The sequence below is a fragment of the Chitinophaga sp. genome (assembly GCF_039596135.1).
GTDB lineage: Bacteria > Bacteroidota > Bacteroidia > Chitinophagales > Chitinophagaceae > Chitinophaga.
Genome location: NZ_JBCNKH010000006.1, coordinates 52232 through 73279 on the forward strand (window position 1 = coordinate 52232; position 21048 = coordinate 73279).

At 44.9% G+C, this 21048-nt stretch carries 17 protein-coding genes; 14 read left to right on the forward strand and 3 right to left on the reverse strand.

Annotation, left to right across the window (positions count from 1 at the left end; genetic code table 11):
• Nucleotides 1-17 precede the first annotated feature (17 nt).
• Nucleotides 18-572, reverse strand: a complete 555-nt coding sequence (locus ABDW16_RS06425; RefSeq protein WP_343668510.1) for a YqgE/AlgH family protein — start codon at nt 570-572, stop codon at nt 18-20.
• Between the two features lie 1034 nt (nt 573-1606).
• Between ABDW16_RS06425 and ABDW16_RS06430 the strand changes: the two genes are divergently transcribed.
• From ABDW16_RS06430 to ABDW16_RS06440, 3 genes are read left to right on the forward strand one after another with little or no spacing between them, the layout of a single operon-like run.
• Nucleotides 1607-2962 (forward strand): HAMP domain-containing sensor histidine kinase, encoded by a 1356-nt coding sequence (locus tag ABDW16_RS06430; protein WP_343668511.1) that lies wholly within the window; start codon nt 1607-1609, stop codon nt 2960-2962.
• Between the two features lie 27 nt (nt 2963-2989).
• Nucleotides 2990-3802, forward strand: a complete 813-nt coding sequence (locus ABDW16_RS06435) for a HesA/MoeB/ThiF family protein (RefSeq protein ID WP_343668512.1) — start codon at nt 2990-2992, stop codon at nt 3800-3802.
• An 11-nt stretch (nt 3803-3813) separates the two neighbouring features.
• On the forward strand, nt 3814-4602 hold the full coding sequence (locus ABDW16_RS06440) for an alpha/beta fold hydrolase (protein WP_343668513.1): 789 nt from the start codon (nt 3814-3816) through the stop codon (nt 4600-4602).
• A gap of 73 nt (nt 4603-4675) precedes the next feature.
• Here the strand turns inward: ABDW16_RS06440 and ABDW16_RS06445 are convergent, their stop codons facing one another.
• Entirely contained in the window at nt 4676-5584 is a 909-nt protein-coding gene (locus ABDW16_RS06445) for an LD-carboxypeptidase (RefSeq protein WP_343668514.1), read from the reverse strand.
• A gap of 141 nt (nt 5585-5725) precedes the next feature.
• Here ABDW16_RS06445 and metG point away from each other — a divergent pair, with 141 nt between their 5' ends.
• The 7 genes from metG to lpxB all read left to right on the forward strand — a co-directional run bounded on the left by metG (nt 5726) and on the right by lpxB (nt 14573).
• Nucleotides 5726-7798, forward strand: coding sequence for a methionine--tRNA ligase (gene metG, locus ABDW16_RS06450; RefSeq protein ID WP_343668676.1), 2073 nt, complete (start codon nt 5726-5728; stop codon nt 7796-7798).
• 112 nt (nt 7799-7910) lie between these two features.
• Entirely contained in the window at nt 7911-10310 is a 2400-nt protein-coding gene (locus ABDW16_RS06455; protein WP_343668515.1) for a 3-hydroxyacyl-CoA dehydrogenase NAD-binding domain-containing protein, read from the forward strand.
• 15 nt (nt 10311-10325) lie between these two features.
• The gene (locus ABDW16_RS06460) at nt 10326-11213 is read left to right on the forward strand and encodes an ATP-binding cassette domain-containing protein (protein WP_343668516.1); all 888 of its coding nucleotides are present in this window, start codon (nt 10326-10328) and stop codon (nt 11211-11213) included.
• Nucleotides 11214-11217: 4 nt separating this feature from the next.
• Nucleotides 11218-11997, forward strand: coding sequence for an ABC transporter permease (locus ABDW16_RS06465; RefSeq protein ID WP_343668517.1), 780 nt, complete (start codon nt 11218-11220; stop codon nt 11995-11997).
• A 93-nt stretch (nt 11998-12090) separates the two neighbouring features.
• Nucleotides 12091-12861: a 5'/3'-nucleotidase SurE gene (gene surE / locus ABDW16_RS06470; RefSeq protein WP_343668518.1), complete on the forward strand. Its 771-nt coding sequence runs from the start codon at nt 12091-12093 to the stop codon at nt 12859-12861.
• A gap of 50 nt (nt 12862-12911) precedes the next feature.
• On the forward strand, nt 12912-13217 hold the full coding sequence (locus ABDW16_RS06475; protein ID WP_343668519.1) for a hypothetical protein: 306 nt from the start codon (nt 12912-12914) through the stop codon (nt 13215-13217).
• Nucleotides 13218-13463: 246 nt separating this feature from the next.
• Nucleotides 13464-14573 carry a lipid-A-disaccharide synthase gene (gene lpxB, locus ABDW16_RS06480; protein WP_343668520.1) on the forward strand — a complete coding sequence of 370 codons (1110 nt, stop codon included), beginning with the start codon at nt 13464-13466 and terminating at the stop codon, nt 14571-14573.
• Here the strand turns inward: lpxB and ABDW16_RS06485 are convergent.
• Nucleotides 14570-14749, reverse strand: coding sequence for a DUF6728 family protein (locus tag ABDW16_RS06485; RefSeq protein ID WP_343668522.1), 180 nt, complete (start codon nt 14747-14749; stop codon nt 14570-14572). The two genes, lpxB and ABDW16_RS06485, sit on opposite strands and share 4 nt — an antisense overlap.
• 360 nt (nt 14750-15109) lie before the next feature.
• Between ABDW16_RS06485 and ABDW16_RS06490 the strand changes: the two genes are divergently transcribed.
• The 4 genes from ABDW16_RS06490 (at nt 15110) to ABDW16_RS06505 (ending at nt 20954) form a co-directional block, all read left to right on the forward strand.
• A complete protein-coding gene (locus ABDW16_RS06490; RefSeq protein ID WP_343668524.1) occupies nt 15110-17638 on the forward strand; it encodes a glycoside hydrolase family 2 protein in 2529 nt (842 codons plus the stop codon).
• Nucleotides 17639-17640: 2 nt separating this feature from the next.
• Complete coding sequence (locus tag ABDW16_RS06495) at nt 17641-19098, forward strand: alpha-L-fucosidase (RefSeq protein ID WP_343668525.1); 1458 nt, start codon at nt 17641-17643, stop codon at nt 19096-19098.
• Between the two features lie 287 nt (nt 19099-19385).
• On the forward strand, nt 19386-20087 hold the full coding sequence (locus ABDW16_RS06500; protein WP_343668526.1) for a response regulator transcription factor: 702 nt from the start codon (nt 19386-19388) through the stop codon (nt 20085-20087).
• 150 nt (nt 20088-20237) lie between these two features.
• The gene (locus ABDW16_RS06505) at nt 20238-20954 is read left to right on the forward strand and encodes a 2'-5' RNA ligase family protein (RefSeq protein WP_343668527.1); all 717 of its coding nucleotides are present in this window, start codon (nt 20238-20240) and stop codon (nt 20952-20954) included.
• Nucleotides 20955-21048: the final 94 nt, after the last annotated feature.

Here is a 21048-nt window from a genome sequence, read left to right on the forward strand (position 1 = left end):
GTGCAGTATACACGTTACTAATTCAATAGTGGATCTATTGGGAAATTGGCCATGATGGCAAAGTTGCTGCCGAGATTTTTTAATGCCTGTTTCCAAACGTTTTCATCTTTTTCATCGAAGATGAGGGCTTTATTGCTGGCGGAAAGTATCCAGCTTTTTTCATTTAATTCATTTTCAAGCTGTCCACTACTCCAACCGGAATAGCCGATGAAAAAGCGGATCTTATTCATATCGAGTTTACCTGCATTGATCATCTTCACAACCTGATCGAATTCACCACCCCAGTATACGCCGTTGATAATTTCAAATCCACCATTGATGAGTTCTGGTTGTTGGTGGACGAAGTGGATGGTGTCTATCTGTACCGGGCCTCCGTAATAGACGGGGATGTTGGGAATCAATATGTCTGGAACGAGGTCGTGCAGATTTTGATCGAAGCGTTTGTTGAGGACGAAGCCGAAACTTCCTTTATTGGATTGGTGCTCACAGAGTAGTACTACAGTGCGGGCGAAGTTTGGATCTTTCAGAAATGGGTCGGCAATAAGCAATATACCAGGCGACAAGGTTACCATACACATTCAGTTTTATCACTTAGTCAAATTTAACTAATTGAATGCAAGTAGCGTAGGATTTATTGGAGAATTCATGAGGGTTTTGGGAAAGTTTAACAGGCTGAGGCGGTTGGGGATTGGCCTGCGGCAGCAGGGAAGAAGGCTCGTGATTGGGCTGACGCCCGTTAGGAGATTGAGGTAGTTGTGAAAATGGCCTGCGGCAGCAGGGAAGAAGGCTCGTGATTGGGCTGACGCCCGTTAGGAGATTGAGATAGTTTTGAAAATGGCCTGCGGCAGCAGGGAAGAAGGCTCGTGATTGGGCTGGCGCCCGTTAGGAGATTGAGATAGTTGTGAAAATGGCCTGCGGCAGCAGGGGAGAAGGCTTGTGATTGGGCTGACGCCCGTTAGGAGATTGAGATAGTTTTGAAAATGACCTGCGGCAGCAGGGAAGAAGGCTCGTGATTGGGCTAGCGCTCATTGGGAGATTGAGGTAGTTGTGAAAATGGCCTGCGGCAGCAGGGGAGAAGGCTTATGATTGGGCTGACGCCCGTTGGGAGATTGAGACTATTGTGAAATTGGCCTGCGGCAATAAGGAGGGTTTTCCCTTTTTTTATTGATGGTTGAATTTGACAGCAGCAGTACATTTGAAGTGCATACATGATGAAACTCATTCAAATATCAAAACCTATTCAAAAAAATAAAGGAGGCTAGAAAGCCTCCTTACCATTTTATCAACCAAAATCTAAATCGCTTTATGGAACGAATCCATGTCGATGTATGTAGAAAAATTAAAATTGCTTGTTTATTAAACTGTTACATCAAATTTAGTACCAGTTTGATATAGCAAATGTACGTAAAGAAAGAGAATTACAAACGCCTTTTGCCAGTTAAAATTACGTTAAAGTGGTATTTATTTGCTTGATCCAAGCTGGTAAAAGGTTTTAGCGTATTAATTTTATATTAACGTTGCTATAGCAATTATCCAGTTTTAACAAAATAAGCGCTGGAACGCTCACTGAATGTGAGTATATTGTGCGCTTTACGAGCATCCTGAAATGGTACCACTGAAGAAAGTCTTTCCCATCATTGTGGTGTTAATTACACTGTCCTTGTTGGGCCTCATCTACATCCAGTTTAGCTGGATCCATAACGCCTCTATTGTACGCAGAGAGCAGATCGAAGAACGCGCTATCAATGTACTCGATAGGGTGCGGGAAGAGATGCTTGCACGCACCGGTCCGGCTATTCGCCTGAAAATGAATAATACCGTGATCAGACCTACCGAAAGAGGGCTCACCATCGATAAATTCAATACCCTCGACCTCAATATTGCCGTCAGCGACCGCTTCACCACTGCAGAAGTTAGAAACCTGCTCATCAGCGGCCTGAAACGCGAAGGGCTTGATACTACCTTCGAATTCGCAATCGTAGGCAAAGGGAACTTTGGCGAAAGCAGCATTAAAATGCAGTCTGCCGGCTTCCCTAATATGGCCACAGCAGTAGCCAGGGATAGTGTGAACTACCTTGTGAAATACATGCCTCTGCTGGGTAGCTATGAATACATGACTGACAATACGGAAACCATGGTCGTACTGCAACCGCGCAATAACATGAATTTCCTGTTGTCTCTCGGAAAAATGGTGGCCGGTGGTATTCTCTTTACTGCTGTAATTATCACTGCATTTGCACTCACCATTCGCACCATGCTGAACCAGAAGAAGATCTCTGAGATCAAATCTGACTTCATCAACAATATGACGCATGAGCTGAAAACCCCACTGGCCACCATTTCGCTGGCTATCGACGCGATCGGCAATGAGAAGGTCATGGACAATAGAGAAAAGATCCGTTACTTCTCCGGCATTATCAAAGAAGAGAATAAACGCATGAACAAACAGGTTGAAAGCATTTTGCAATCAGCCCTGTTAGAGAAGAATGAAATAGGATTGAAATTACAACCTACTGATGTGCACGAAGTGATCACACATACGGTTGAAAACATACAACTGCAGCTGGCTTCCAAGAACGGTCATGTTGAATTGAGACTGGATGCTATTAACCCGATTATTCAGGCTGATGACGTACATTTCTCCAACGTTATTTTCAACCTGCTGGACAATGCCATCAAGTATTCCAAAGAGAACCTGGAAGTCATCATCTCTACCTACAGCACTCGCAAGAACCTTGTCATCACTGTATCAGATAATGGTATCGGGATGAGTCGTGATACGATTTCACGTATCTTTGAAAAATTCTATCGTGCACACACAGGCAATGTTCACAATGTAAAAGGATTCGGATTGGGTCTCAGCTATGTGAAAGCCATTATCGATGCACACAAGGGAAAAATCAAGGTAGAAAGTGCTGTGGGCAAGGGTAGTAAGTTTACACTTGAATTCCCACAGGACTAATTCATTATTTTTAAATGGGGTTGTTCAATGGCATTAATCGAAAAAGAATTAGCACATTTTAAATATCCTATAGCCGTTCCCGGTATGGGCACCGCTATGCAGGAGAAACTGAAGGAAAGCCGTATCCTGGTGATAGGTGCAGGTGGTTTAGGTAGCCCGGTTATTCAATACCTGAGTGCCAGTGGTGTGGGTGTAATCGGCATTGCAGATTATGGTGTGATTACGGACGAAGATATACACCGGCAGCCTATTTACCTCATGCAGGATCTACGCAAGCACAAGGCAAAGATGGCTGCCAGCCGTTTGTGGGCGAGTAATCCTTTTACCAAACATTATCCCCTGCTGCTGCAGGTGAAACCTGATAATATTAACCAGTTGCTGGAAGGTATGGACCTGGTAATTGATTGTTCTCAACATATACCTACTCACCTGGTGGTGAATGATGCCTGCCTGGCAAAAGGTAAACCATTTGTGATCGGCGAGGTGCATAACTGGATCTCCTGGTGGGCTGGTTTTAATATCGCACCTTCCAGTGGTGATGCGGCTGCTTCTTATCGTTGCAATACCAGCCTGATTGATGAATATACCAATTTCGATGCAGGTGCTATTGGTGTGACGCATGGCGCTACCGGTATGCTGATCGTAAATGAAGTACTGAAATACCTGGCCGGTGTACCCGATGGCCTGGCAAACAAACTGTATAGTATGGATTACCTTCATAACGTATACCAGACCCATACACTGAACCCGGATGCCGAAATACTGGCTACTACCAAAGCCAATGGCCTGCTCACTGCAGAAGCCTATGGGCTGGAATTAGTACCTGATATAGAAGACTAAAAAAGAACTGCATGTTTCGAAAGGTATTAACCTGGATCTTAGTGGTATATGTGCTGGTGGGAGCGCTGCTTTACTTTTTCCAGAAGAAACTGATTTTCCATCCTACGGTATTGGCTGCAGATTATGTGTACCATTATGATGTGCCTTTTCAGGAGATGAATATCAGGGTCAATAGCAAAACTACCATCAATGCGGTACTCTTTAAAGCTGAGCAACCGAAAGGGATCGTAGTGTATTTCCATGGGAATGCGCGGAATATTTCTAACTATGCTTATGCCAGTAAATATTTTACCAAATATGGGTATGAAGTATTAATGATGGATTATCCTGGTTTTGGAAAGAGTGTCGGTCCGTTGACAGAAGACGATTTATATGCAGATGCATTGCAGATGTATCAACTGGCAAGGTCCCGTTTCTCGCCGGATAGTATTATCATCTATGGCAGGTCCCTGGGTACAGGTATTGCCGCACAACTGGCCAGTATCAGGGACTGCAGGCGACTTATCCTGGAAGCACCTTATTATAACCTGACGGATATGGCCATGAAGATGGCGCCTATTTATCCTTATGGGTTTATGCTAAACTTTAAGTTTCCGACAAATGAGTACCTGAAAGAGGTAAGGGCACCGATTACAATTATTCATGGTACGGATGACCGGACAGTGCCCTATGAGTCAGGGATGAAACTGAAAGAGGCGTTTAAAAAGGGAGATAGTTTTATTACTATTACAGGTGCGGGGCATAATAATTTAAAAGATTATCCACTATTTGGAGATACAGTAGAAGGATTGGTAAAATAGACGCCAACAAAAAACAGCTCCTGCCGTAGGCAGGAGCTGTTTTTTGTATCGGGCCTGTGGTCGGCTATAAAATTTAAGAACGGTCGATGAGTCTGCAGGTTTTTTCTCCAATCTGTAAGTCGTGCAGGATACCCAGTTTCAAGGTATAATTTTCATGGGTATGACCTACCGGAAACCCATAAGCTACCGGATATTCGTAATCCTTCACAATATTGTGTATAATTTCATATTCATTCTGGCCGAAAGGCGTAGTCGTTTCCTGGGAGTCAGTAAAGGTACCTACTACTAACCCCGCCAGTTTATCCAGCCATCCTGCTCTTTTCAGGTTGTGCATCATTCCATCTACTCTATAGCGATATTCACCTACATCTTCCAGCACCAGTATTTTACCTTTGGTATCAGGCTGAGACACCGTACCTGACAAATTGGCCAGCAGGGCAAGATTGCCGCCTATGAGCTGGCCGGATGCTTTACCGGTGCGGTTCAGGACGTGTGGCTCAAAGCTATATCTGTAACTTTTCCCTCTCAGGGCCTGGCGCAGGCTATCCACATACACATTATCCACTGTTTCGGGGCGGATGCCGCTACACATCACTGAATGCATGGTTGGAATGCCATATTGCCCCTGAATATGGCCATGGAGTGCAGTCACATCGCTGTAACCACAGATCCATTTGGGGTGCTTGCGGAACTTTTTGAAATCCAGCTGATCCAGCAGACAAATCATGCCATAACCACCGCGACCAAAGACGATTGCCTTTATTTCCGGGTCATCCAGCATATCCTGTAGTTCTTCCAGCCTCAGCTCGTCAGGTGCGGAAAAGTTGTGAAAACTGGTGCCCACGGTAATACCCAGGTGTACACGGTACCCCCATGAAGTGAGTACACCTGCTGCATATTCTGCCGCCTGTAAGTCCATTTTACTACTACTACAGGTGACGCCTATAAGGTCACCTTTTTTCAGGTATGGAGGAATTTTCATTGTTCTACGCTTTAAGTTACCTTTGCAACCTGCGAATGACGAATTCGCGAGACAAGCCCCACTTTTTTGCTGGGAGTTTTAACAGGGCTAAGTTGATAAATACTTTTCGCTCTTCCAAAGGATAAAATAGATTTCAAGATTATTTCAGTTAACATGGCAAAATTTAACAGATATCTAATCACGGCTGCCCTGCCTTATGCCAACGGACCAGTACATATTGGTCACCTGGCGGGTTGTTACCTCCCTGCTGATATCTATGTGCGTTACCTGCGTGCAAAAAAAGCAGACGTTAAATTCATTGGGGGCACCGATGAGCATGGAGTTCCCATTCTCATCAAAGCCCTGAAAGAAGGTGTAACGCCACAGGATATTGTGGACAAGTATCATAAGATCATTTCAGAGAGTTTTGCTGATATGGGAATCTCTTTTGATATCTTTTCCCGTACCACCAAACAGATCCATCATGAAACCGCTGCTGCTTTCTTTAAGAAGATGTACGACGATGGTCTGTTTGAAGAAAAGGAGACTGAACAGTTCTATGACGATGTAGCCAAGGTTTTTCTGGCAGACAGATATATAGTGGGTACCTGCCCTAAATGTGGTAATCCTGGCGCCTATGGTGATCAGTGTGAGCGCTGTGGTTCTTCCCTCAGTCCTGACGACCTCATTTCGCCCCGCTCTACCCTGAGCGATGCGGTGCCTGTGAAGAAGAAAACCAAGCACTGGTACATGCCGCTCCAGAACTATGAACCATTCCTGAAAGAGTGGTTGCTGGAAGGGCATAAGGAGTGGAAAAACAATGTGTATGGTCAGTGTAAAAGCTGGCTGGACAGTGGTTTGCAGAGCCGCGCCATGACCCGTGACAGTGAGTGGGGGATCAAAGTTCCCCTGCCTGATGCCGAAGGAAAGGTACTGTACGTATGGTTCGATGCACCGATTGGGTACATTTCTGCCACCAAGGAACTGACTCCTGACTGGGCAGATTACTGGTGTAAAGAGGATACCAAACTGGTTCACTTTATCGGGAAAGATAATATCGTATTCCACTGTATTATATTCCCATCTATGCTGAAAGCGCATGGTGGATTTGTATTGCCTGAGAATGTACCTGCGAACGAGTTCCTGAATATTGAAGGGGATAAGATTTCTACTTCCCGTAACTGGGCGGTGTGGGTGCATGATTATGTGAAGGATTTCCCGGGTCAGGAAGATATACTGCGTTATGTACTGTGTGCAACAGCACCGGAAACGAAGGATAACGACTTCTCCTGGAAGGATTTCCAGCAGCGTAATAACAGTGAGCTGACGGATATCTATAGCAACTTCGTGAATCGCACGATGGTATTGGTGCATAAGTACAGCCATGGTAAAGTACCTCCTTTCCACATGGATGTGAAAGATGAGGCAGATGATAAATTGCTGAGCGACCTGCTGGAATCCAAAAAGAAAATTGAAGAGTCGCTGGAAAATTATCGTTTCAGGGAAGCGCTGGCTGAGGTGATCAATGTAGCCCGTATTGGGAACGTTTACCTGCAAGGTAAAGCACCATGGACATTGGCAAAAGATCAGGAAGCTAATCAGAAACTGATTGACAACTGTTTGCATTTATGCTTACAGCTCACTGCTAACCTGGCTATTTTGTCCAATCCATTCATGCCTGCTACCTCCAAAAAGATCTGTCATATGCTGAAGGTAGTAGACCGCATGCTGGAATGGGAAAATGCAGGTAGCCTGAAACTGGTAAATACTGGTTATCCAATGCGCGAACCGCAATACCTGTTTACTAAAATTGAAGACGCTAAAATCCAGGAACAAGTGGATAAATTACATGCCGGCTTAGTAAAGCCTGTGGATGCAGCACCAGCTGCAGAACCAGCACCGGTAAAAGAAGATATACAATACGACGATTTCGCAAAGCTGGACCTCCGCGTAGGTACCATTGTAGAAGCTGAAAAAGTAAAGAAAGCGGATAAACTGCTGAAATTACTGGTAGATATCGGTACCGAAAAGCGTACCGTGGTTTCCGGTATCGCCCTGCACTATGCACCAGAAGAAATCATCGGCAAACAGGTAACCCTGGTAGCTAACCTGGCCCCCCGTAAAATGAAGGGGATCGATAGCCAGGGCATGATCCTGATGGCGGAAGATGCGACTGGTAAGCTCGTGTTTGTAAATCCTGATGTAGAGACTGCGCCAGGAAGTGAGGTGAGATAACAATTTAATATATAAAAAGATAGATACCCTCCGGCAATGAGCCGGAGGGTTTTTTATGCAGGATATCGGCATAATATCCTATATTCATTTACCGATAAAAATTACGCGTTCTATGAAAAGACACATCCATAAGGTAGCCGTTTTAGGTTCTGGCGTGATGGGTTCCCGTATTGCAGCTCATTTTGCCGGGATAGGCGTACAGGTATTGTTGCTGGATATAGCCCCCAAAGAACTTACTGATGCAGAAAAAGCGAAAGGATTAACCCTCGAAAGCAAAGCGGTAAAAAACCGTATTGTCAACGATGCCCTGCAATCCACGTTAAAATCGAATCCTTCCCCGGTGTACACGAAGGAAGTCGTACAACTGATCCGTACCGGGAACTTTACGGACGATATGTCCCAGATAGCCAATGTAGACTGGATCATTGAAGTGGTGGTAGAGAACCTGGACATTAAGAAATCCGTTTTTGAGCAGGTGGAGAAATTCCGGAAACCGGGTACTTTGATTACTTCCAATACTTCCGGTATTCCTATTCACCTGATGGCGGAAGGCAGGAGCGAAGATTTCCGCAAACATTTTTGCGGTACTCACTTTTTTAACCCGCCCCGTTACCTGCGTTTACTTGAAATTATTCCCACACCATATACAGACCCGGCTATCATCAGTTTCCTGATGGAGTACGGAGACCTGTACCTGGGTAAAACCACGGTACTCTGTAAGGATACGCCAGCCTTTATTGCCAACAGGGTAGGGGTATTTTCTATCATGGCCATTTTCCACATTATGCAGGAGATGGGACTGAACATTGATGAAGTAGATACCCTCACTGGTCCGGTAATAGGCAGACCCAAATCTGCCACTTTCCGTACTGCTGATGTAGTGGGGATTGATACCCTGGTGAAGGTGGCGAAGGGCGTAAAAGAGAATTGTCCGAACGATGAAGCGGGCGATATTTTTGTGATTCCGGCATTCCTTGAAAAGGTTGTGGAAAACAAGTGGCTGGGCGATAAAACAGGACAGGGCTTTTATAAAAAGACCAAAGGTGAAGGAGGCAAGGAAATCTTAACCCTGAACCTGCAAACGATGGAATATGGTCCTAAACAGCGCCCCAAATTTGCCAGCCTGGAAGCGGCAAAGCCAGTCGAAGACCTGAAGCAACGTTTGCGTATGCTGGCAGCAGCCACAGACAAGGCAGGACAGTTTTACCAGCAGTTTCACGCTTTGTTGTTTGCTTATATTTCAAATCGTATTCCTGAAATAGCAGATGATCTGTATAAAGTAGATGATGCCATGAAAGCCGGCTTTGGCTGGGAGATCGGTGCCTTTGAAACCTGGGATTTGCTCGGTGTGGAAAAGACGGTGCAGGCGATGGCGGAAAAAGGTATCACTGTGGCAAAGTGGGTGCAGGATATGCTGGCCAAAGGGATTAAGCATTTCTATAAAGTTGAAAACGGGAAGAAGTACTATTACGATATTACTACCCAGGATTATAAAGTACTGCCTGGTGCAGAGACCTTTATCATCCTTGAAAACCTCTCTGGCAATGTTGTGTGGAAAAACAGTGCATGTACCCTGTATGATATAGGTGATGGCATTGTTACACTGGATTGGAAAACCAAGATGAACACCATTGGTGGTGAGGTGCTGGAAGGTGTGAATAAAGCGATTGATCGTGCGGAAAAAGATTACCAGGGATTGATCTTAGCCAATGAAGGTGCGAATTTTTCTGCCGGTGCAAATGTGGGCATGATCTTCATGCTGGCTGCGGAGCAGGAGTACGATGAGCTGGATATGGCAGTGAGATTGTTTCAAAAAACTACGATGCGGTTACGTTATTCCTCCATTCCAACTATCGTGGCGCCACATGCGTTGACGTTAGGTGGTGGTTGTGAAATGTGTTTGCATGCAGACAAGGTGCAGGCTGCCGCCGAAGCTTATATCGGATTGGTAGAACTGGGAGTGGGCCTGATTCCGGGTGGAGGCGGTACCAAAGAAATGACGGTGAGAGCCAGTGATGAATTTAAAGAAGGAAGGATTGAGGAGGAACCGCTGAAAGATCGTTTTATGGCGATTGCGATGGCGAAAGTAAGTACTTCCGGCAAAGAGGCTTTTGACCTGGGCATACTGAGATCCGGTCATGACGAAATTACCATGAACCAATCCAGGTTGATTGCAGATGCAAAGCGTAGTATATTGCAGATAGCAGCAGAAGGATATACCCGTCCTATAGAACGAAAAGATATTAAAGTGCTGGGGCGTGGTGCTTTAGGCATGTTGCTGACAGGCATACATAGTATGCGGTTTGGGAATTATATTTCTGATCATGATGCGAAAATTGCCGGCAAACTGGCCTATGTGATGTGTGGCGGCGACCTGACAGAAGCCAGTGTAGTGAGTGAACAATACCTGCTGGACCTGGAAAGAGAGGCGTTTTTGAGCCTGGCTGGTGAAAGAAAGACCCTGGAAAGATTGCAGAGTGTGATCAAAACCGGCAAGCCCATACGGAATTAGCGTACCAATTAACTTATGTCTATACTTACACTTCGGAACATTTCAAAAAGATATGGTTCCCTGCAAGCCCTGCGCGAGGTCTCCTTTGAGGTACCTCGCGGCAGTGTTTTTGGTATTCTTGGTCCAAATGGCAGTGGTAAGACCACGCTATTAGGGATTGTGACAGATGTATTGAAGGCGGATATCGGGGACTTTACCTTGTTTGACCAGCTCCCCACTGCAATGCAAAGGCGGCAGATCGGCACTTTGCTGGAGACCCCCAATTTCTATCATTACCTGTCGGGGTACAGGAATTTACAGATTACAGCAGCTGTGAAACAGCGGGATGAAAACGACATTGCCAGGGTGCTGGAGATTGCAGGGCTAAGTGCCCGGCAGCATGCAGCCTTCAAAACTTATTCCCTGGGGATGAAGCAACGGCTGGCCATCGCCAATACCCTGCTGGGAGACCCGGATGTCCTGATTCTTGATGAACCTTCTAATGGCCTGGATCCTGCAGGGATTGCAGAAGTCAGGGGATTGATCAAACAACTGGCACAATCGGGGAAAACGATTATTATGGCCAGTCACCTGCTGGATGAGGTGGAAAAAGTGTGTACCCATGTGGCTGTTTTGCAAAAAGGGAAGTTGCTGACATCGGGACCTGTGAATACCGTGATGGTTCGGGAAGATTTTGTGGAGATTGGGAGCGGTGATATGAAAGGATTGGAGGCATTGATCAGGCAGCATCCGCTGTTTGGCCACCTGGCTGCAACAGATGGGGTATTGCAGGTATTTTTCAGTGAACCTGTAGCACCCGGGGAGCTGAATAGCTGGCTGGCGGGACAGGGTATCTGGCTCAATCATTTACACGTAAGGAGGAAGAGCCTGGAATCAGCTTTCCTTGAAATGACACAAAACTGAAGTTATGCTGAACATAATTAGAATAGAATGGTTGAAGGTAAAAAACTACCGGACATTCTGGATCTTACTGATACTGGCAATCATCGTGATTCCGGCTTCCAATATGATTGTGGCAGATGTGGTGAGCCGGATACCCAAGCAGGCAACAGAGCTACTGGGCAAAAACTTTTATGATTTTCCGGTAGTATGGCAAACGGTGGCAAATGTGAATAGCTTTACCTCCGTGATTTTTGGATTGCTGCTGGTGACGCTGGTGACGAATGAATTTTCTTACAAAACGCACCGGCAACAGGTGATTGATGGCTGGGAACGGATAGACTTCGTGTTGTCAAAGGTTTTCTGGGTGGTGGCCCTGGCCCTGATAGCGCTGGTAGTGAGTTTCATTACAGCTATAGCATTTGGTACTACCTATAGTACATTCTCATTTAGTTTTGAAGGGATACAGTTCCTGTTTTTCTATTTTTTGCAGGTGCTGGTGTCTTTGTCGCTGGCTTTGTTGTTAGGTATGTTTATCAAGCGGTCCGGACTGGCCACGGTGATTTACCTGGGGTACACTATGGTGTTGGAACAATTGTTGACAGTTGGGTTGAAGCATTCCTTCGGGGCCATTGGGGGATTGTTGCCTTTGCAGGCGGGGGATGAGTTATTACCATTTCCGGTGGTGGATAAGGTACTGCCCGGCAGCGCTGATTATGGTCATGGGGTGTACGAGATCACAATAATACTGTACATCGCGCTGTTTATAGGGTTGACGTGCCGGAGGATGCTGCGGGTAGATTATTAAGAAATTAACATTCTTTGTCAAGGTAATATATTTAAGAATATTACATTTGTTGTCAGAACGGAATGACTATTAAGGATTAAAATATTTAATACAGTGGCGAAGAAGGAAAAGATCATACTGGTGACTAATGATGATGGGGTTACGGCTCCGGGTATCAAAGCGTTGATAGAAGCGGTAAGGCCGCTGGGAAAAGTAGTGGTGGTAGCGCCGGATAGCCCGCAGTCGGGCAAGGGACATGCAATCACGATTGGGGTGCCTTTGCGACTGGATGCTGTGGATATTTTTGAAGGGATAGAGGCATGGCAGTGTTCGGGTACACCGGTGGATTGTGTGAAGCTGGCACGGGATAAGATCCTGCATGGGTTGCCGGATTTATGTGTGAGTGGGATTAATCATGGAGCGAACCATTCTATCAATGTGATCTATTCAGGCACCATGTCTGCAGCGATGGAAGCAGCGATAGAAGGGGTGCCATCGGTAGGATTTTCTTACCTGGATTATAGTTTTGATGCAGACTTCTCTTTGTGTAGGGAGGTGGCTCATTCAGTGGCGAAGCAGATGCTGGAAACAAACCTGCCGGGGGGAACATTGTTTAATGTGAATGTGCCTGTTGTGACAAAAGCAGAGTTCAGAGGGGTGAAGGTGTGCAGGCAGGCAGACGCGAAATATGTAGAAACGTTTGATGAGAGAAGGGATCCGAGAGGGAAGAAATATTACTGGCTGACGGGGGAATTTACCAACAGGGATAATGGAGAAGATACGGATGTATGGGCGTTGGCGAATAACTATGCGTCGTTGGTACCTGTACAGTTTGATCTGACGGATTATAAAATGAAAAAGGAATTAGAGAAAATCTGGAAATAAAAGAATTAGCGCAAGAAAACCCAAATCACCGCATATTATAACAGTTATTTATGTTTAGAAAAGATAATCTTCCTTTGGGCATTATACTGGGAGTTTTTACTCCGGTAATCGCCTTTTTCCTGTACTATGTATTTTTTGTGATGATGCCGAGGCATATCAGTCTGGGAGAGTTTTTCACGATGATAAGTGATAACAAGCAGATGCAGCCAAAGCTGATTAGTATTTGTTTGTTGCTGAATGGGGTGGTGTTTTATTTGTATACAAGGATTAGGAGGGATGTGACGGCGAAGGGGATTTTTTTGGTGACGATGTTGTATGCGATCGTGATTATTTTGTTGAAGATATTGCATGGATAATGGCCTGCGGCAGCAAGGAAGAAATCTTTTTTTGATTGGAGGGTTTGTTCCGGCAGCGGGTTATTGAAAATTTGACTGAACGGTTTTGCCTGATGGTGAAACCGTTTCTTTTTTGAGGGCCTGTGGCAGCAAGGAAAGTTTTCTCTTTTTTATGAGCGGGGAAACTAAGCTGGCAGCGGGCTGGTTCGATCAGTATAAAAAGAACTTTTGTGTACTATATTTGCCACTGGCTGATTTAATGAAAAAATGAAATATTACATAATAGCAGGCGAGGCATCTGGTGACCTCCATGGCAGCAATCTGATCAAACAGTTAAAACAAATTGATACCAACGCGGATATTCGTTGTTGGGGAGGCGATCTGATGGCGCAGGCCGGGGGAACGGTAGTAAAGCATTATAAGGATCTCGCGTTTATGGGATTTATAGAGGTGGTGATGAACCTGCGTACAGTATTGCGTAATATGGATTGGTGTAAGCAGGATATTGCTGCTTATGAGCCAGATGTATTAGTATTGATTGACTATGCGGGTTTCAACCTGCGTATTGCAGAATGGGCAAAGCCATTGGGTTATAAGATTGTATTTTATATTTCTCCGCAGGTATGGGCGTGGAAGGAGAACAGGGTGAAGAAGATTAAGAAATCTGTTGATAAAATGCTGTGTATCCTGCCTTTTGAGCAGGACTTTTACAACAAATGGGAGTATCCTGTGGAATATGTGGGGCATCCATTGGTAGAAGTGATCAAAGCTGCGAAAGATGCGCCGGCGGAGCCGGCAATTGCTGATAAACCTATTATTGCGGTTTTGCCGGGGAGCAGGCGGCAGGAGGTGAGTGTGAAATTGCCGATTATGCTGACGATGGCGAAGCATTTTCCGCAATATCAGTTTGTGGTGGCGCAGGCGCCTAGTCTGGATGATGCTTTTATGCAGGGGCTTACAGGGGCGCATCCAAATGTATCGACTGTAAAAAATCAAACCTATGCTTTGTTGAGGCAGGCGAAGGCGGCATTGGTTACTTCGGGGACAGCTACGCTGGAAACAGCATTGTTTGGTGTGCCGGAGGTGGTGTGTTATAAAGGAAGTGCGGTCTCGTATTTTTTTGCCAGGAGGTTGATTAAGGTGAAATATATTTCATTGGTGAACCTGGTGATGGATAAACCGGTTGTAAAGGAATTGATTCAGCATGATTTGACGGAGGCGAACCTGCTCAGGGAGTTGACGTTATTGTTGGAGGATGAGGGTACCAGGCAGCGGATTAAGGAGGATTATAGTCAGTTGTGGACTAAACTGGGGGAGAAGAAGGCGAGCAGGAGGGCTGCGGAGGTGATTGTAGAGGAGGCTACGAAGAGGGGTTAGTGATGATGATGGAAAAAAATCATTTTGATGGCGAAGATGATTAGTGCGATAAGGAAGACGAGGATGGAGATCCGGTTCATGCCGTGCATGAGTTTTACATTTGTTGTATTCGGCGAGGTTTCGTCTTTTTTGCCTATGTAGAGGTAGCGGAGGATTTGTTGCCAGATGCTTTTCATGAGACAAAGATAATTGAATTGGCCTGCGGCAGCAAGGAAGAAGTCTTTTTTTCGGGCTGACGCCCTGTGTGGGGATGACTATTGGTAGTGAGTGGCCTGCGGCAGCAAGGAAGAAGTCTTTTTTTCGGGCTGACGCCCTGTGGGGGGATGACTATTGGTAGTGAGTGGCCTGCGGCAGCAAGGAAGGAGTCATTTTTTTTCGGGCTGGCGCCCTATCGGGAATTACTTTTGGCAATGAGAAGCCTGCGGCAGCAAGGAAGAAGTTTTTTTTCGCGCTGACGCCCTATAGATAGCTACTTTTAGCAGCAAGAAGGCCTGCGGCAGCAGGCCGGAATTCGAAAAAAATAATCAATTACAATAATGAGACGTTATGTGAATATTGCCTGCCTGTGCCTGCTTACGGCCACAGCAGGGGCACAGTCTTTTCAGCAAATTGAACTAAACAAAGACTGGAAATTCTCAAGCACTGACGACACTGCATGGCGCACTGCCACCGTGCCCGGTACCGTCCACACTGACCTGATGGCCCACCATCTCATTCCTGATCCCTATGTAGGTATGAATGAAAAGTCGGTACAATGGGTGGATAAAAAGAACTGGCAATACCAAACTACTTTCACTGTTACAAAAGATATATTGCAGCACGACTGGCTCGCACTTGATTTTAAAGGACTGGATACCTATGCAGATGTCTACATCAATGGTGACTCCATTGCTTCCGGTTCCAACATGTTCATACCACTCAAAATACAAATCAAACAAAAAGTAAAAGCAGGAAACAATACTTTACGTCTCGTTTTCCATAGTCCTATCAGGCATGATATGGACAACTTCCTGCAGGATGATGTGATCTATCCTGCAGGTAATGATGCAAGTGATATTCCTTTGAGTGTCTATGCAAGAAAAGCACCTTATCATTATGGCTGGGACTGGGGCCCAAGATTAGTGACATCAGGTATCTGGCGCCCCGTGTATCTGGAGTATGGAAATAAAGTGAGTATAGAAGATGTGTATTTGCAGCAACAACAGCTCACAGATAAATCAGCAACTATATTGGCGAAGCTGAAATTTGAAACTGAAGTAAAAAAGAAATACACTGTAAAAATAGAAAGCCCCAACAAGCTTTTTCCTGCTATTACTAAAGTATACGAAGGCGATACTACCACTGCAGTACTTACCATTCCCAACCCACGTCGCTGGTGGCCTAACGGTTTAGGAGATCCGTATTTATATAAAGTAAAAGTATCTCTTTACGATGGAAAGGACTTGTTGCAATCACGTGAATTAAACATCGGTCTCCGTACAATAGAAGTAGTGAATAGACCGGATAGTATGGGTGTGAGCTTTTATATAAAAGTAAACGGACGCCCTGTATTCATGAAAGGTGCCGACTATATTCCATTGGATAACTTCCTGCCGAGAGTCACTAGTGAAAGGTATCATAAGCTCTTCGCAGATATGAAGGCATCCAACTTCAACATGGTTCGTGTATGGGGTGGTGGTACTTATGAAGACGACCGGTTCTATGACCTTGCAGATGAAAACGGGATACTGGTATGGCAGGATTTACTCTTCGCCTGTTCTACATATCCTACACCAAAGATTCTGAAAAATGTAGAAGCAGAACTGGTAGCAAACATTCCCCGTCTACGTAATCATCCTTCTCTTGCACTTTGGTGTGGTAATAACGAAATAGGTGTTGCTATTGATCATTGGGGTTGGAAAGAGGGGTATGGCTATACCGGGAAACAATGGGCAGATATGAAAGCTGGTTATGATGAACTCTTCAAAGTACAGATTCCAAAAATCATCCGGCAGTATGATGCAGACAGATTTTATTTCCCATCATCACCTATCAGCAACTGGGGTACCAAGGAAGATTTCACTATTGGTGATAATCATTACTGGGGCGTATGGCACGGTATGGAATGGTTCGAAGCATTTGATGAGCGTATTCCAAGATTCATGAGTGAATATGGTTTCCAATCTTTTCCTGATATTCAGACTGTAAAGAGGTTTACAGCAGAAAATGACAGAGATATTTATTCTCCTGTGATGTTGTCTCACCAGAAGAGTTTATCAAGGGGGAATGCCGCTATCAGGACTTATCTCTTACACTATTATAAAGAACCCAAAGATTTTGAATCCTTCCTGTATGTAAACCATGTGCTACAGGCAGAAGGCATGAAAATGGGGATTGAAGCACATCGCAGGGCCATGCCTTTCTGTATGGGTACACTCTACTGGCAGTTAGACGATTGCTGGCCCGGTCCATCCTGGTCCAGTATTGATTATTATGGTCGCTGGAAAGCAATGCAGTATTTTGTACAAAAAGCTTACACGCCTGTGTTAGTAAGCAATATCGTAAAAAATGGTAACTTAAAGACCTATCTTATTTCTGATGAAGTAAAAGACCAGCAGGCAAAACTGGAAATGAAGCTGATGGACTTTGATGGTAAGGTATTATGGAACAAATCGCTGGATGTAAATATTGCAGGTAATAAAAGCACCCTTGCCCACGAGATAACATTGAACACAATTTTGCAGCAGGCAGACACCGGAAAGGTAATATTCTATACAAAAGTGGTAAATAGCGATAAGATATTGAGTGAGAATGTATATTATTTTGCTAAAACCAAAGATCTGACATTGCCTGATCCGGAAATTGAGATTTCTTATCCTGTATTTGATACCACGGCCACAGGGATTATGATAACAGCAAAAAAGCTGGCGAAAAACGTATACCTGCAATATGATGATCCGGAAGTACAGTTCAGCGACAACTACTTTGATCTGTTACCCGGCCAGGAGAGGGTAATATGGTTCAACAAAGCAGTACCACGGGAAAAAGTAAAGGTTATAAGTCTTAGAGATACATTTAAAAATTAATCATGCGAAAACTTTGTATGCTTTTAAGCAGCGCACTATTGCTAATAGGGTCAGCCAGTGCGCAGCGCAACCAAATTCCACCCTATATACCACCTACCGATCCTGCTGTTCAAAAGAATATGGAAGAGTGGTCTGACTGGAAATTTGGTATGCTGATCCATTGGGGGGCTTACTCTCAATGGGGGATTGTGGAATCCTGGAGCATTTGTCCGGAAGATGAAGGATGGACACAGCGCCAGCCATACGGCATTCCATACTATGACTATGTAAAGAAGTATGAAGAACTGGGTAAAACTTTCAATCCTACAAAGTTTGACCCTTCCAAATGGGCCAAAGCAGCGAAGGATGCAGGTATGAAATATGTGGTATTTACTACCAAGCACCATGATGGCTTCTGTATGTTTGATACCAAACAAACCGATTACAAGGTATCCAATCCAAACTATGCATTTGGTAAAGATTCCCGTTCAAACATCGCCAAAGAAGTATTCGAAGCTTTTCGCAAAGAAGGTCTGCACGCAGGTGCTTACTTTTCCAAACCTGACTGGCATAGCCAGGACTATTGGTGGTCTTACTTTCCGCCAAAAGACAGGCATGTAAACTATGATGTGAGCAAATATCCTGATCGCTGGAAAGCTTTCCGTCAATATACTTATAACCAGATCGAAGAGCTGATGACTGGTTATGGCAAACTGGACATCCTGTGGCTGGATGGTGGCTGGGTGCGTCCCCGTAAGCAGGATAAAAAAGCAGCTGCAGACATCACCGCTGCTGAAACTGGTGAAAGGGTCATTAAGCAGGATGAAGATATCGACATGGATGGTATTGCAGCGATGGCACGTACTCACCAGCCAGGTCTGATAGTGGTAGACCGCGAAGTACATGGTCCGAACGAAAACTATCGTACTCCTGAGCAGCAGATTCCAGACAAACCACTGGACTACCCATGGGAAACCTGTATGACCATGGCGAATAGCTGGTCTTATGTACCCAACGATCATTACAAGTCTGTGAATGTACTGATCCATAACCTGATCGACATAGTGGCAAAGGGTGGTAACTACCTGCTGAACGTAGGCCCTGGTCCTGATGGTCAGCTGCACGACGAAGCGTATACTACTATGACAGCCATTGGTGCATGGATGCATATAAATGGGGATGCCATCTATGCAACGAAATCTGTTGCTCCATATAAAGATGGAAAGGTATGTTTTACACGGAAGAAAGACGGCAGTGTATATGCGATATATATGTTAGATAAAGATGAGCAGCTACCTGCTACCATTGCATTTAAAGGGCTGACACCTGCTAAAGGTGCGAAGCTGGAAATGCTGGGTGCGAAAGAAAAACTGAGTTGGAAAGCCACCGGTGATGGTACTACTATTACGATCCCTGCTGCTTTACAGAAAAAAGGTTTTCAGCATGCTGTGGCTATCAGAATTCCTGCAGTTGCATCCTGAGATTGGATAAAAAATACTTTAAAAAAATGGCTGCCGGTGAACTGGCGGCCATTTTTTTTGTTAATAGGAATAATGGCATATTATAGATTCGATAATGATAATACCATTTTGAGTAACCCTATTTCAAAACCGTTACAACTGTTGTCCAGAACGAGTATTTCTGATCAATAACTTCTTATTAACTAAAATCAAAAGTTTATTCAGCAATATTGTAAAAATTTGGGAGCAGAAAAGGGTACAATCAGTTTTGTTAACAACCTAAATTGTAACGGGGAAAACTTTTACGTATGGAGAGTAATGTATCGATTCTTCTTGCAGAAGACGATTATCACTACGGAAATGTAGTAAAAAAGCATCTGGAGCAGGCAGGTTATCATGTGGTGCATTGTTTTGATGGGGAGGTTGCCTGGAAAAAGTTTCAGAGAGATGATTTTGATCTGGTCATATTAGATGTGGTCATGCCTAAAAGGGATGGTTTCTCGCTTGCGCAGGACATCCGGAAAAGGAATGGTATGATTCCAATTATATTTATTTCTTCCCGTTCACTGGATGAAGATCGGTTGCATGGCTTCAGGATCGGGGGGGATGATTATATCGTAAAGCCATTTAGTATGCGGGAACTGGTGATGCGCATCCGGGTATTTTTGCGCAGAACACTGCCTAAAGAAATTCCGGGGGATGGCATTTACCGCATCGGGCATGTACGCTTTAACTATGATGAAAAGGAGCTCACCAAGGAAGATGGAGAACCGATCGCTGCGCTGACCAAAAAAGAAGCGAAGGTGTTGAAGTACCTGGTGGAAAATAGCAATAAGCTGGTTAAGAGGGATGAAATATTACTGAAAGTTTGGGGCAACAGCAGTTTTTTCTCCAGCCGGAGTATGGATGTATTCATCACCCGGCTGCGCAAGCATTTTAAGATGGAACCGGGCATTGACTTAGAGACGTTGCACAATGTGGGCATCCGGCTAAACATACCAAAAGACTAAACACAATATTAAGGGAGTACATCTGTCGGAATCAGGCAGGGACATTTACATTTGGACGAACAATTTAAGAAAAAAGAGGGCACAAGCATATTACAAAGTAAGGATTCAGGCAATAGAACCCCATCACCATCCACTAACTGTACACACACAATGCACTATGAAAGAAAAGGGCCCGGGCTGGTAAACGGCGGTAAGTCCGGGCATGGACAACCACGATATGAGCAGCAGAACAATGATCGCCGCCGGAATGGCAATTCACAGGGAAGACAGGCAAATCCACGCAAACCACCGCGCCCTAAAAAGCCAAAGAAGGAAAGTAAGATCTATTTTATTGCTTTATTACCCAATGCCGCAGTGGGCAAGGAAATTATCAGGATGAAGCAGGAATTTGCAGACTTCTACGAGGCCCGCAAAGCGCTGAAGGTATTACCTTATATTACCATCCAGGTACCTTTCACTGCCGACCCCGTGCTGGAAAAGGATCTTTGTGAGGCATTGACGGATTTTGCATCGAGCATAGCGCCTTTTGAAGTTCAATTGGACGGGTTTGGCGCGGTTGCTTTCGAAAACAGGAGACTCATCTTCATCAATGTAGTCAAGACGCCCCCCATTATGCACCTGCATAAACAATTGATCCTGCTGTTGAGAAAGGACTTCGGGTTCAGCAATATGCTGGCGAAATATGGTTTTAATCCACACATCTCATTGGCACTGAATGATATAGGAGAGGGGTCTTTCGAAGTGGCCAGGCAGGAATACGAGGAAAAGGAATTCCATGCCGCCTTTCGGGTCAATAACCTTTATCTTTTAAGACATACCGGCACTGCCTGGGAAGTATTACACAAATGCCGCCTCGGTGGAGAGTGACAAAATCTCCTTGCGGGGAAACAATTACCTCCGTAAAAGATACCACTACTGTGGGATTTGGGACTATGGTTCTTATGCAAGAAAATTGTAACTT

Bases quoted from the DNA above. Each gene is read 5' to 3' on its own strand.
- ABDW16_RS06425 (WP_343668510.1), bottom strand. From the start codon at position 572: ATGGTAACCTTGTCGCCTGGTATATTGCTTATTGCCGACCCATTTCTG.
- ABDW16_RS06430 (WP_343668511.1), top strand. From the start codon at position 1,607: ATGGTACCACTGAAGAAAGTCTTTCCCATCATTGTGGTGTTAATTACA.
- ABDW16_RS06435 (WP_343668512.1), top strand. From the start codon at position 2,990: ATGGCATTAATCGAAAAAGAATTAGCACATTTTAAATATCCTATAGCC.
- ABDW16_RS06440 (WP_343668513.1), top strand. From the start codon at position 3,814: ATGTTTCGAAAGGTATTAACCTGGATCTTAGTGGTATATGTGCTGGTG.
- ABDW16_RS06445 (WP_343668514.1), bottom strand. From the start codon at position 5,584: ATGAAAATTCCTCCATACCTGAAAAAAGGTGACCTTATAGGCGTCACC.
- ABDW16_RS06455 (WP_343668515.1), top strand. From the start codon at position 7,911: ATGAAAAGACACATCCATAAGGTAGCCGTTTTAGGTTCTGGCGTGATG.
- ABDW16_RS06460 (WP_343668516.1), top strand. From the start codon at position 10,326: ATGTCTATACTTACACTTCGGAACATTTCAAAAAGATATGGTTCCCTG.
- ABDW16_RS06465 (WP_343668517.1), top strand. From the start codon at position 11,218: ATGCTGAACATAATTAGAATAGAATGGTTGAAGGTAAAAAACTACCGG.
- ABDW16_RS06475 (WP_343668519.1), top strand. From the start codon at position 12,912: ATGTTTAGAAAAGATAATCTTCCTTTGGGCATTATACTGGGAGTTTTT.
- lpxB (WP_343668520.1), top strand. From the start codon at position 13,464: ATGAAATATTACATAATAGCAGGCGAGGCATCTGGTGACCTCCATGGC.
- ABDW16_RS06485 (WP_343668522.1), bottom strand. From the start codon at position 14,749: ATGAAAAGCATCTGGCAACAAATCCTCCGCTACCTCTACATAGGCAAA.
- ABDW16_RS06490 (WP_343668524.1), top strand. From the start codon at position 15,110: ATGAGACGTTATGTGAATATTGCCTGCCTGTGCCTGCTTACGGCCACA.
- ABDW16_RS06495 (WP_343668525.1), top strand. From the start codon at position 17,641: ATGCGAAAACTTTGTATGCTTTTAAGCAGCGCACTATTGCTAATAGGG.
- ABDW16_RS06500 (WP_343668526.1), top strand. From the start codon at position 19,386: ATGGAGAGTAATGTATCGATTCTTCTTGCAGAAGACGATTATCACTAC.
- ABDW16_RS06505 (WP_343668527.1), top strand. From the start codon at position 20,238: ATGCACTATGAAAGAAAAGGGCCCGGGCTGGTAAACGGCGGTAAGTCC.